General features: G+C 71.0%; 12 protein-coding genes. 4 read left to right on the forward strand and 8 right to left on the reverse strand.

All coding sequences use genetic code 11. The annotated features are described in order from the left end of the window. Positions 1-30 precede the first annotated feature (30 nt). The 3 genes from AB0E94_RS42575 to AB0E94_RS42585 form a co-directional block, all read right to left on the reverse strand. On the reverse strand, positions 31-774 hold the full coding sequence (locus AB0E94_RS42575; RefSeq protein ID WP_360338766.1) for a hypothetical protein: 744 nt from the start codon (positions 772-774) through the stop codon (positions 31-33). A gap of 117 nt (positions 775-891) precedes the next feature. Further along, entirely contained in the window at positions 892-2364 is a 1473-nt protein-coding gene (locus AB0E94_RS42580) for a protein kinase (RefSeq protein WP_360338769.1), read from the reverse strand. A 126-nt stretch (positions 2365-2490) separates the two neighbouring features. Then, positions 2491-2880, reverse strand: coding sequence for a hypothetical protein (locus tag AB0E94_RS42585; RefSeq protein ID WP_360338772.1), 390 nt, complete (start codon positions 2878-2880; stop codon positions 2491-2493). 292 nt (positions 2881-3172) lie between these two features. On the opposite strand from AB0E94_RS42585, the gene AB0E94_RS42590 reads away from it, so the two are divergent. Continuing rightward, positions 3173-3514: an STAS domain-containing protein gene (locus AB0E94_RS42590; protein ID WP_360338775.1), complete on the forward strand. Its 342-nt coding sequence runs from the start codon at positions 3173-3175 to the stop codon at positions 3512-3514. Between the two features lie 6 nt (positions 3515-3520). On the opposite strand, the gene AB0E94_RS42595 is transcribed toward AB0E94_RS42590, so the two are convergent. Then, complete coding sequence (locus AB0E94_RS42595) at positions 3521-4387, reverse strand: 5'/3'-nucleotidase SurE (RefSeq protein ID WP_360338778.1); 867 nt, start codon at positions 4385-4387, stop codon at positions 3521-3523. A gap of 5 nt (positions 4388-4392) precedes the next feature. After that, a complete protein-coding gene (locus AB0E94_RS42600) occupies positions 4393-5334 on the reverse strand; it encodes a PfkB family carbohydrate kinase (RefSeq protein ID WP_360338781.1) in 942 nt (313 codons plus the stop codon). 177 nt (positions 5335-5511) lie between these two features. On the opposite strand from AB0E94_RS42600, the gene AB0E94_RS42605 reads away from it, so the two are divergent. Continuing rightward, positions 5512-6438 (forward strand): superoxide dismutase, encoded by a 927-nt coding sequence (locus AB0E94_RS42605; RefSeq protein WP_360338784.1) that lies wholly within the window; start codon positions 5512-5514, stop codon positions 6436-6438. Here the strand turns inward: AB0E94_RS42605 and AB0E94_RS42610 are convergent. Together AB0E94_RS42610 and AB0E94_RS42615 are read right to left on the reverse strand one after the other, a co-directional pair. Beyond that, entirely contained in the window at positions 6435-8561 is a 2127-nt protein-coding gene (locus AB0E94_RS42610) for an AAA family ATPase (protein ID WP_360338787.1), read from the reverse strand. The genes AB0E94_RS42605 and AB0E94_RS42610 overlap by 4 nt on opposite strands. 183 nt (positions 8562-8744) lie before the next feature. Continuing rightward, positions 8745-9680 (reverse strand): alpha/beta hydrolase, encoded by a 936-nt coding sequence (locus AB0E94_RS42615; RefSeq protein WP_360338790.1) that lies wholly within the window; start codon positions 9678-9680, stop codon positions 8745-8747. 180 nt (positions 9681-9860) lie between these two features. On the opposite strand from AB0E94_RS42615, the gene AB0E94_RS42620 reads away from it, so the two are divergent. Then, complete coding sequence (locus tag AB0E94_RS42620; protein ID WP_360338793.1) at positions 9861-10478, forward strand: carbonic anhydrase; 618 nt, start codon at positions 9861-9863, stop codon at positions 10476-10478. A 110-nt stretch (positions 10479-10588) separates the two neighbouring features. Here AB0E94_RS42620 and AB0E94_RS42625 read toward each other — a convergent pair whose 3' ends face one another. Then, positions 10589-10915 (reverse strand): hypothetical protein, encoded by a 327-nt coding sequence (locus AB0E94_RS42625; protein ID WP_360338796.1) that lies wholly within the window; start codon positions 10913-10915, stop codon positions 10589-10591. A gap of 247 nt (positions 10916-11162) precedes the next feature. On the opposite strand from AB0E94_RS42625, the gene AB0E94_RS42630 reads away from it, so the two are divergent. Next, positions 11163-11654: a DUF3145 domain-containing protein gene (locus AB0E94_RS42630; RefSeq protein ID WP_093611019.1), complete on the forward strand. Its 492-nt coding sequence runs from the start codon at positions 11163-11165 to the stop codon at positions 11652-11654. Positions 11655-11659 lie beyond the last annotated feature (5 nt).

The raw sequence follows: 11659 nt of genomic DNA on the forward strand, positions 1-11659 counted from the left end.
GCCGGTCCGGTCACCCGGGCCGGCCCGTGCTCATTCCTTCTCCCGCCAGTTGCCCTTGGTGTCGGCGTTGACGTACATGCCGTTGGCCTTGCCGGTGGACAGCTGGAAGGTGCACAGGTAGGTGCGGACCCCGTCGGCATCCCGGTCACCGACCGTGCTGCATTCGACCGCAGACACCGCGCCGAACTCCTTGGTGACCCGGCTGTCCGAGACCAGTGCGGTCTGTAGCTGTTCGGTCAGCCCGGCCTCCCGGTACTGGTGGTACAGCGGAATCGCGGCATTGAACACCGCCGCCGTCCAGAAGGCGCCACCGGCCACCAGCGTCACCACGAAGGCGATCCAGTACGGCCGCCGGCGCCGCCCGTAGCGACGCGCCTGTGCCGCCCGCCGCAGCACCGAGATGATGCCGAGGACGCTGAGCAGGAACGTCCAGACCACCACCGGCCGCCACGACGGGGCCTCCGGCCGGTTCAGGTCGTGCACCTCACCGGGGAACCGGACCAGCAACTGGCCGTGCTTGTTCTCCGGGGAGCCGTAGGCCGGCACGGTCCCGCCGTACAGCGGCGCCGTGTGCGGTGGAGGAGGCGGTTCCGGAATCGGTGGCCCGGCCCACGGCGGCGCGCTCGGATAATGCTCCGGTTGCCCGGCCCAGTGCGGGTGGTGGGCCGGCTCCGGTGGCCCGGCCCAGTGCGGATGGTGACCCGGCTCCGGTTGCCCGGTCCAGGGTGGCGCGCTCGGGTAGTGGCCCGGCTCCGGTGGAGTCTGGACTGTCATCGTGGTGTGACCCTCTTCCCGTAACGGCCCGGCTGGTTCTCCGTGCCGCCGGGACCATCGGCCGAGGGCCGCCCGAGTTGAGGATTAGTTGTTTTTCAGGTGCCGAGGCGGACTTTCTCAGGAGTCGAGGCCGACCCCGAGCACCGGCGGGATGTCCGGCGTCGACGGATCCGGATCAGGCGTCGGGCTCTCGCTGGTCTTGTCGGGGGTCGGTGACGCCGAGGAGGCAGCCGGGGACGGCGAGGACGCGCTCGGTTTCGGCGACGAGCTGGCCGAGGCGCTGGGCGACGGCTTCTTGGTGCGGCTCGTCGACGGCTTGACCACATCGTCGTCGGACTCGACGGGTGACGGATCGGTGCTCGGCTCGTCGGACTCGACCGGGCCGATCGGGTTGTCCGGCTCCACCTGCGAGGGAGTGTTGCTCTTGGAGGTGGGCTCCTCCTTGTCCAGCGCGAAGGCCACACCGAGACCGCCGGCCAGCACGAAGAGGCCGAGGATCGCGAACATCAGGACGCGCTGGATCGGCGACTGACCGGGCCGCGAGGCCGGGTAGGGCGCCGGCGCGGCGACACTGCGCTGGGCCGGGAGCGCCTGCCGGGGCGCCGCCGGGCTGATCGGCGCGGTCGCGCCCGCCTCTCCGGGGTAGCCGTAGGCCGGGTAGGCGCCACTGGGCTGGCGGGCCGCCGGGTAGGCCCCGCTGCCGACCCGGGCCGGGCTGATCGGCGCGGTCATCGACGTGCCGGTCAGCCGTTTCCAGTCGATCGGCCCGGCCACCGTGAACGCCGCCTCGGCGAACTCGGCCGCGCTCTGGAACCGGTCGGCCGGCTGCTTGGCCATCGCCCGGGCGATCAGCTCCCGCACCTCGTACGGCACGTGGGCGGGCAGTGGATCCGGATCGTCCTCCAGGTGCCGCAGCGCCACCTGGAGCGCGTTGTCGCCGTCGAACGGCGGGCGCCCGGCGATGCAGTGGTAGGCCACCGCGCCCAGCGCGTAGATGTCGGTGGCCGGTGTCAGGTTGCCCTTGGCGACCTGCTCCGGCGCCATGTAGAGGGCGGTGCCGACGATCGCGTTGAGACCTGTGACGCTCGTCATCGCGGTGGACCGGGCGACCCCGAAGTCCACCAGGATCACCGCGCCGGTCGGCTTCACGATCAGGTTGCCCGGCTTGACGTCGCGGTGGACGATCCCGTTCTCGTGGGCGGCGTGCAGCGCGTCGGCCGCCTGCGCCACGATCGCCATCGTCTCGGCGACCCCGATCGGGCCCTCCTTGACCCGGCTGGAGAGCGGATCGCCCTCCACGAACGCCATCACCAGGTAGGCGACCTTCTCCGGGCCCTCGTAGTCGCCGTCGCTCGCGTAGTCGTAGACCTCGACCACGCCCGGGTGCCGGAAGGCGGCCATCATCCGGGCCTCGCCGTAGAAGCGGGCGGCGAACTCCGGGTCCTCCAGCATCGCCGTCCGCAGCACCTTCACCGCGACGGTGCGGCCGAGCACCACATCGGTGCCCCGCCAGACGTCACCCATGCCGCCGGTGGCGACCCGGTCGTCCAACCGGTAGCGGTTGTCCAGGAGGCTTCCTGCACTGAGCACCAGCGGACCTTATCTGTGCGGAGATCGAGGATCTGTAGGAGTTCAAGGGCGAATGCCGCTCAACTGTACAGAGCCGGAGCTCAACATGGGAGAGCAGCAAGGGCCTGGCAGAACGCCCCCGAACGGTCAGTGGTCGTCGTACGTCGGGGTGACCACCACCGCTGTCTCGGCCAGTTCGATCTCCTCGTTCTCGGCCTGCCGCTCGATCGCCGCACGGGCCGTGCTCGCCGCTGCCCAGCCGAGCGCCGCGCCGAGCAGCCCGACCCCGGCGATCAGCAGCCACGGGCGCGACGGACGGCGCCCGGCCAGCGCGTCGGCGGCCGCGGAGGCGCGGGTCACGGCCTCGTCAGTGACCGATGTCACCCGGTCGCCGGCCCGTGAGGCGAGTCGCCGCCCCTTGCGCCCAGCCCTCCCAGCTGCCCTTCCGGCACTGTCCCCGGCTGTCGCCCAGGCGCTGGAAAGGTGCTCCCAGGCCTCGTCGGCGGTCCGTTCGGCCCGGTTCTTCCTCGCGAACATCGTCCGTCACCTCCAGTGCACGGTCATCCAGGCAAGTTTCCCGCTGGCGGCCCCCACAAACGTCCGGTGTGGACGCCATCACGGTTCGAATACGATTTGACGGCCCGCAGTACTGTTGACGAGGTTCACACGGGCCACTCAGGTGACTAACAGGTTCGGCGCCTAACCTTTCGGGCAGTTTCACCGAACCTTTCGGGGGTAACCCTCGCCGCCCTACCCGGGGCCGGTGTCGTGGTCGCCCGCGTATAGAAGGAACAGCACCCGGATCTGCCGGGTGGGTGGAGGGAAAGACGTGACGCTGTCGATAACGACGTCGACGCTGGCCGACGGCGCGGTGGAGGTGTCGCCGCGAGGCGAGATCGACGTTGAGAACGCGTACGAGATCCGTGAAGCAGTGGCAGCCCAGCTGTCCGCCGGATCACCCGCCCGGATCGAGCTGAACATGCGGCACGTGACCTTCATCGACTCGGTGGGCATCAGTGCCCTGGTCGCGGCGTTCCAGCTGGCCGGCGTCAGTGACGTCAAGCTGGTCGTGACCCGTCCGAGCCGGTTCGCGCACCGCCAGCTCTGGGTCACCGGCCTGCTCGGTCTCTTCGGCAATCCACAGCCGTTCGACGAGACGGTCACCGCCTGACCCGCCTCAGTAAGCCGGGCTCTGCACCAGCACGCCCTCGACGTTGATCCGGATGCTCTGGTCCTCATGGGGCGCCCGGATCGGCGTGACGACGGCGAAGTTCTCGGCCAGGGCGGCCAGGTCGGTGCCTTCGTCGAGGGTCTCCTCGGCCGCCTGCACCGCCGTCCGGACATAACCGTCGCCCGCTTCGGCGATGCTCATCTGCACCTGGCCGAACCGGGCGAGCGACGCCTGCCGCAGCCCGCGGATGCCGTCCACGTGCAGGTCGGGGACGTTGAGGTTGTAGACGGTCCCGGGTGGCGTGTGCATCAGTGACGGCAGCAGCTTGATCGCCATCTCGGCGCCGCTGATCCAGTGGTGCTGCTCGTCGTCGAGTTTGTCGAGGGCGGCGATGGCGGCGCCCCCGCTGGACGCGCTGGCCGCGGCGGGGGTCAGCACGTCCAGGGAGACCGCCAGCCCGTGCAGGCCGGCGTGGGCCGCGGTGAGGCAGGCGCCGACGGTGCCGGAGTGCACCACCGCCGCCCCGGCGTTGGCGCCCCGGTTGATGCCGGAGAGCACCAGGTCCGGGGCGGGCCCGAAGGCGTCCCGCAGCGCCAGCAGGACGATGTAGGCGGGCGAGGCGGCCACCCCGTACGCCGGGATGTTTTTGCAGCCGGCCAGCTCCCGGGCCTCCGAGACGATCTTGCCGTCCTGGACGACCGCGGTCATCGAGGCGCTGGCGCCGCTCGACTCGCTCAGCGGCGCCGCCACCACGACCTCGTATCCCGCGTGCGCGGCGGTACGGGCCAGGGTGCGGATCCCCGGGGACTCGATGCCGTCGTCGTTGGTGATCAGGATTCGCAATCGCTGGTGATTGCCCGGGGTGGGGGTCATGATGCCTACGCCTTCTCGATCGGGGTCAGCCGGACCCTCTCGGTGAGGACCCGGACCGCGTCCACGTGGCCGGTGCCCAGCCCGTGGCGGGTGACGTTGAGAGCGCCCGCCGCGGCCCCGGTGCGTACCGCCGCGTCCATCGGACCGCCGTTGGCCAGGGTGGCCGCGACTCCGGCGGTCATCGAGTCGCCGGCCCCGCGATGCTCGGCCGGGGTGAGCCGGGGCAGCGCGACCGTGTAGATCTCCTCGTTGAAGAGCGCCAGCGCGCCCATGTCGGCCCGGGACACCAGCACCGTCTCGGCGCCCGCCTCGTGCAACTGGACCAGTGCCTTGGTCAGGGCCCCGGTGCTGCCGTCCGGGGCCATCCCGTCGGCGATCAGCTCCTCATGGCTGATCTTGAGCACCGAGATCCCGGCCTCCAGCACGGCGGCCAGGTGACGGCTGCACAGGTCGGCGATGACCTGGCAGCCGTTGGACCGCAGATCGGCGGCGAGCCGCCCGTACACCTCGGGTTTGATCACCGAGGGGTGGGCCGGCCCGCTGAGGATCGCGATGCCGGCGCGCAGGCCCTCGGCCAGGGTCAGGTTGTAGAGCTCGTCGAGCTCGTGCCGGGACAGCGGGCTCCCGGGCCGCTCGGCGATCTCCTGGCGGCTGCCGCCGCGGCGATCATGCACATACCAGCCACTGCCGTGCTCCCGCCGGACCAGCCGCAGCGTCACGCCCGGCAGCTCGCCGAGCAGGGGGGCCAGCACTCGCCCCACCTCGCCGCCGGCGGCGGTGCAGAGCGTCACCTGCGCCCCCAGCACGGTGATCATCCGGGTCTGCCAGATGCCCTGCCCGCCCGGGTGGACGTGCAGTTCCGGCTCGTCGTGGTGTTGCTCGATGGTCACCGTCAGCTGTGGGGCCGGCGCGAAGACCATGACACGCCCGTCACTCATGTCTCGCATTGTTATCTTTTTGCGCATCCGGCGTGGCGGTTCGCAAAAAGTACAGATGCCGTGTGTAAGGCATGACCCGATCGTCCCCTGAAACCCGGGAAGATCGCCATTGCCTCTACCGGTTGTGTGTGACTTCGCGTGCAATGAGAATCCTGACGACCCGTTCTGCATAGGAAAGGAAGTTTCGTGCTTCGCCGTACCCTTGCGAACGTTCTCTGCCTCACCGCCCTGGCGGTGACCGTCTCCGCCGTGCCCGCCGCGGCGTCCCCGTCCAGCCCGCTACCGACCACCCTCACCCTGCCGAACGGCTTCCAGCCGGAGGGCATCGCGATCGGCGGCAAGCCGTACGCCTACTTCGGCTCCCGCGTCGACGGCGACATCTACCGCGTGGACCTGCGCACCGGCGCGGGCGCCACGTTCACCGAGGGCCCGGGCACCCCCTCGCTCGGCCTCAAGATCGACGACGGCCGGCTCTTCGTGGCCGGCGGCTCGGGCGGCGACGCCCGGGTGATCGACCTGCGCACCGGCGCCGTCCTGCGGTCCTACCAGCTGCGGCCTGCCGCGGACGGCCCGTTCATCAACGACGTGATCGTCACCGGCGACGCCGCCTGGTTCACCGACTCGCGCAGCCTGACCCTGTTCAAGCTGCCGTTCGGCAGGCACGGCGAACTGCCGGCGGAGGCCGTCGCGGTGCCGCTCACCGGCGACATCGCGCTGCAGACCGGCAACAACGCCAACGGCATCAGCACCACCCCGGACGGCCGTGGCCTGATCATCGTCCAGTCGAACACCGGGTTCCTGTTCCGGGTCTCGACCTCGGGGGTCACCTCGCGGATCGATGTCGGCGCCTCGCTGCTCACCAACGGCGACGGCCTGTGGCTGCGGGGGCGCAGCCTCTACGTCGTGCAGAACCGGCTCAACCAGATCGCCGAGGTCAGGCTGAACCGGTCCGGGACGACCGGGACGGTCGAGTCCGTCACCACCGACCCGGGCTTCGACGTGCCGACCACCATCGCCGAGTACCGCAAGCGCTTCTACCTGCCGAACGCCCGCTTCACCACCCCGCCGACGCCGGAGACCACGTACAACGCGGTCTCCGTGCCGATTCCCTAGTCGTTCGGCAGCCAGCCGGGGTTCGTGCCCACCGTGGTCAGCCGCTGCGTCGCACGCGACAGCGCCACGTACAGGGTGCGGACCCCGGCCGGGTCGGTCGCGATCTGCGACGGCTCGACCAGGACCACCGAGTCGTACTCCATGCCCTTGGCCTCCAGCGCGGTCACCACCTGCACCCGCTCCGGCAGCCCGGCCACCCAGCCGGCCACCTCGTCGCGCCGCGGCACCGGCATGATCACGCCGATCGTCCCGTCCACCTCGGCGAGCTGCTTCTCGGCCAGCTCGCGGACTGCTTCCGGCAGGCCGGGGACGGTGGAGACGACGTCGGCCGGCGCGACGCCGGTGCTGCGCACCGCTGAGGGCAACGGCAGATCGGGCATGATCGTACGGATGACCCGCGCCGCCACCTCGAAGATCTCCGACGAGTTCCGGTAGTTCGTGGTGAGCGCGTAGCTGTTGCGCTTGCGGCTGCCCAGGGCCCGGTCACGCGCCCGGTCCAGCTCGGCCGGGTCACCCGACCACGCGGTCTGCGCCGGGTCGCCGACGATCGTCCACGAGGCGTAGGAGCCGCGCCGCCCGATCATCCGCCACTGCATCGGCGACACGTCCTGCGACTCGTCCACGACGACGTGCGCGTACTCCCGGTAGTCCTCCTCCCGCTGCACCTGCTGGGCGCGGGCCGCCGCCTGCCGGTCGGCGTAGGTGCTGACCTCCTGGATCCCGTCGCGCACGTGGAACGGGTTCTTCGTCTTGCGCTGCGGCTGCCGGGGACGGCCCATGATCTCGTCCAGCTCGTCCAGCAGCGCCACGTCGGCGATCGTCGGCCCGTGCTCGGCGAGCGCGTCGAACGAGCCCTGCAACGTGGCGATCTCGTCGCGGGACAGCACCCCGTTCGCATACGCCCGGAGGCGGCGCGGGTCGGCCAGCCAGCGCAGCACCCGCATCGGCGTGAACCGCGGCCACCACGCCTTGAGGAACTCCCGGAAGTCGGTGCGGTCGGCCAGCTCCGACTCGAACTCGCGCTTCTCCGGCAGCCGTACCTTCGCGTCGCGTGCCTGTGCCCACAACGCGTCGAAGACGCGGTCGAAACCGTGCCCACGGACCTCGTTGCGGCGCGCCCCGCGCTGCAGCGCCGACCGCCGGATCCGGTCCAGGTCGTTCGCGTCCAGCCGCAGCAGCGTGCCCCGGTAGAGCAGCTTCAGCTCGGTGGGCCCGCCCGGCACCGCGTCGTGCGAGGCCCGCTCCAGCACCCGGCGCATCCGCAGCGAGCCCTTGATCGAGGCCACGTCGCCCGGGTCGACCCGGGTCGCGTCCCAGCCGGGCACCAGCGTGCCCAGCGACCGCAGCGTGGCGGTCTCCTCGCCGAGCGACGGCAGGACCGTCGCGATGTAGTCGACGAAGACACCGGACGGGCCGACCACCAGGATGCCGCCGCCGGCGAACCGGCTGCGGTCGGAGTAGAGCAGGTACGCCGCCCGGTGCAGAGCCACCGCGGTCTTGCCGGTGCCCGGACCGCCGGTGACGATCGTCACGCCGGAGGCGGGGGAGCGGATCGCGTCGTCCTGCTCGCGCTGGATGGTCGCCACGATGTCGCGCATCCCGCGGCCGGTCGCCTTGGCCAGGCTGGCCAGCAGGGCGCCGTCGCCGACCACCCGCATGCCGTCCGGCGCCGAGTCCGGGTCGAGCAGGTCGTCCTCGATGCCGGTGACCCGCTCCCGGGCCGACTGGATCATCCGGCGGCGGACCACGCCGAGCGGATCGGCCGGGGTGGCCCGGTAGAACGCCGCCGCGGCCGGCGCCCGCCAGTCCACGACCAGCGGTCTCGCGTTGTCGTCGCGGATGCCCATCCGGCCGACGTAGTGGGTGGCCCCGGTCTTCAGGTCGAGGCGGCCGAAGACCAGGCCCTCGTGCTCGGCGTCCAGGGCGTGCCGGCGGCGGGCCTGATGGAAGACCATCGCGTCCCGCTCCACGAGCGCCCCGAACGTGCCGACGCCGGCGAGCTGATAGCCCTCCTTCTCGGCCCGTGAGGCGTCCCGGCGCAGCTCCGTGAGACGGGCGTAGACCCGGTCCACGTGCTCCTGCTCGACCGCGATCTCCTGCTCCAGGACGGTGGTGTCGCTCAAGTCCGCTGTTCTCCCTCTCGTGGCGCACCACCACACGCGCGGACGCGCTCGCGCGAAGGGGGCAATCGAACTTACTCCTGCCCGTGCGCCCGCGTCGAACGAGCCCGGCGGTCACGCAGAAGTTCGAACTTCCCAGGATCGTCGCCGAATCACTGCGAGGTGTGCATTTCCGTGGAAAACGAACTACGCGGCCTTGCGGCAGCGGGGGTGTCCGATGGTCGGCCGGCGATCCCGCTTCGCCTGCCGGGCCGCCCGGCGCACCAGCGTGACCAGTGCCGCCGACACCTCGGCCGGCTTCTCCAGCGGCAGCATGTGCCCGGCGCCCGGCACCACCGTCAGCTCGGCCCCGGGCAGGGCCGCGGCGATCGACTCGGCGCAGGCCGGCGGGGTCAGCCGGTCCCGGGAGCCGACCAGCACGGCGGCCGGCATGCCCAGCCCGGCCAGCGTGTCCAGGCGCAGCTGGGCGCCGATCGACTCGCGGAAGCCGCCGATCGAGCGCAACGGGGCCCGGCCCAGCCCGCCCATGGTCAGCATCATCGCCTCGTCGGCGCACTCGTCGCCGAACAGCAGCCAGCGCAGCGCCGGGCGCAGAGCGGGCAGCATCACCCGGTGCGGGCGCCAGGCCCCGGACCGGGCGAGCAGGCCCGCGCCGAGGGTCTCGCCGGCCCGCATCAGGGCCGCCAGCTGGTCGGGCAGGCCGTACCGGGTGTGGGTGTGGCCCTCGGCCGTGGTCGAGACCAGCAGCAGGCCCTTCACCCGGTCGGCGAACTCGGCGGGGTGGCGGTGCGCGTACTCCATGATCGTCATGCCGCCCATCGAGTGGCCGGCCAGCACCACCGGGCCGGCCGGAGCGTACCGGCGGATCACCTCGGCCATGTCGTCGCCGAGCTGGGCCAGGGTGGCCGAGCGCAGGTGGGTGGCGCTGGACCGGCCGTGGCCCCGGGTGTCGTACGCGATCACCCGCGGCGCCTTGTGCCCCATCTCGCCGAGCGCGGCGATCTGCTGCCGCCAGGTACGCCGGTCCTGGCACCACCCGTGCGAGAGCACCACGGTGACCGGCGCGTCGATGGGGCCGGACACGGAGACGTGCAGCCGTACGCCGTCGGCGAGAGTGAACATGGGTACCTCCGTGATGGTCACGGTCCCCGCAGTACCCGCGGGTAATAAGCATCACTCGTGATCCCGAGTATTACCAGCATGTTTCGGGAGGACTTTCGCCCTGAGGCGACGGCCCTGTCAGGACAGTGAGTTACCTCGCAAACACTTCACCCGGGATCCGGGCCGACGAAAATCGCTAACATGACGGCAACTCGTGACGCCCAGGTCAGCACGTCCTCCGCAGCCATGAGCGAACTCATCGCCGGTAACAAGCGTTTTGTCTACGGACGTCCCCGCTACGGCCACGACGTCGCACGTGCCGCCGCCACCGCGAACGGGCAGAAGCCGCACTCGCTGGTGCTCGGCTGCATCGACTCGCGGGTCCCCCTGGAAGCGATCTTCGACCAGACCTTCGGCTCGATCTGCGTCGCCCGCTCCGGCGCGCACGTGCTCGACCGCTCGCTGATCGGCTCGATCAACTTCGCGGTGGCCGAGCTGGGCGTCTCGCTCGTGCTCGTGGTCGGGCACAAGCGCTGCGGCGCCGTGCACGCCACGGTCGAGGCGCTGCGGGCCGGCGCCACCCCGGGCGGTGACGTGGGCTACGTCGGCTACCTGGTCGACGAGCTGGCCCCGGCGGTCCAGGCGGTCGGGCTGGAGGGCGACGACACCGACGAGCGGGCGGTCCGCGAGCACGTGAGCCGCACCGTGGACCGGCTCCGGGACGTGCCCGAGCTGGCCGCGGAGATCGAGGCCGGCCGGATCAAGGTGGCCGGGGCCGTCTACGACCTGGACAGCGGCTGGGTCGAGTTCCTGCCCTGACCCACCGATCACGCTGCCTGACCCACCGATCACGCTGCCTTGATCCACTGATCATGCGAAAAAGCGCCTCCCGGTCGAAACCGGGAGGCGCTTTCGCGTGGTGCGGGGACTCAGCCCTCGAACACGCCGGCGTCGACGAGACGCTTCTCGGTGGCGGCCCAGCCGTGCTCCGGGTTCTTCTCGTGCAGGGTGACCAGCTCGGCGCGGATCTTGGCGCCGTGACCGGCACCGGTCAGCACGCGGATCTCCTCGACGAAGGCGTCCGAGTCGGTCTTGAGGTGCGCGGTCTTGCCGTTGGTCAGGTTGCGCACGTAGGCGAAGCGGCCGTCGGCGAGCGGGATCACGTACTTGTACTCACCGAGCACGCTGAGGGCGCCACCGCTGCCCTGGCCGGCGCGGACTGATGCGCGGGCGGTCTTTGAAGTGTTGCTCGCCACGGCGGTACTCCTTGAAGGAAAGCTTGGGGCAGAAAGAAAAAAGGCCGTGGCAACTCTACACGACGGCCCCTCGACCATACCGTCAGAGCAGGTAAGGCCGTTGGGCAGGGTATGCCACTACGGCGGCTCCCATAGTCGATGTTGCGGATTCTCTGGCGCACCATCCGTACCAACCGGCATCATGGGACACGATCAACCGCGGTCGAGGTCGTAGGGGAAGACGCACCTCGGTCTCCGGGAGGTCACCGTGCCAACGTGTGGCGTCGTATACGTCCACTCGACCCCACTCGCCGTGTGCCAGCATGTCGAGTGGGCGATCGCGCGCGTCCTGACCGCGCCGGTCAACCTGCAATGGACCGTGCAACCGGTCGATCCGAGCATGCGCCGAGCCGAGTGCAGCTGGACCGGTCGGGCCGGCACTGGCGCCGAGCTGGCTGCTGCCCTGCGACAGTGGCCCATGATCCGATTCGAGGTAACCGAGGAACCCAGCCCAGGGGTCGACGGGGAACGTTTCATGCACGTTCCCGGCCGAGGGCTGTTCCACGGGGTCATGGGCGCTTCGGGCGACATCCAGATCGGTGAGGACCGGCTGCGCGCCATCATGTCCTCGGTCCGTGCGCCCGAGGCGCTGTCGCATGCGCTGGAGAAGGCGCTCGGCACCGCCTGGGACGTGGAGCTGGAGCCGTACCGGTACGCCGGCGACGGCGCCCCGGTGACGCTGCTCACCAGGGTCGGCTGACCTGC

It is taken from the genome of Actinoplanes sp. NPDC026670 (genome assembly GCF_040638175.1).
Lineage (GTDB): Bacteria > Actinomycetota > Actinomycetes > Mycobacteriales > Micromonosporaceae > Actinoplanes.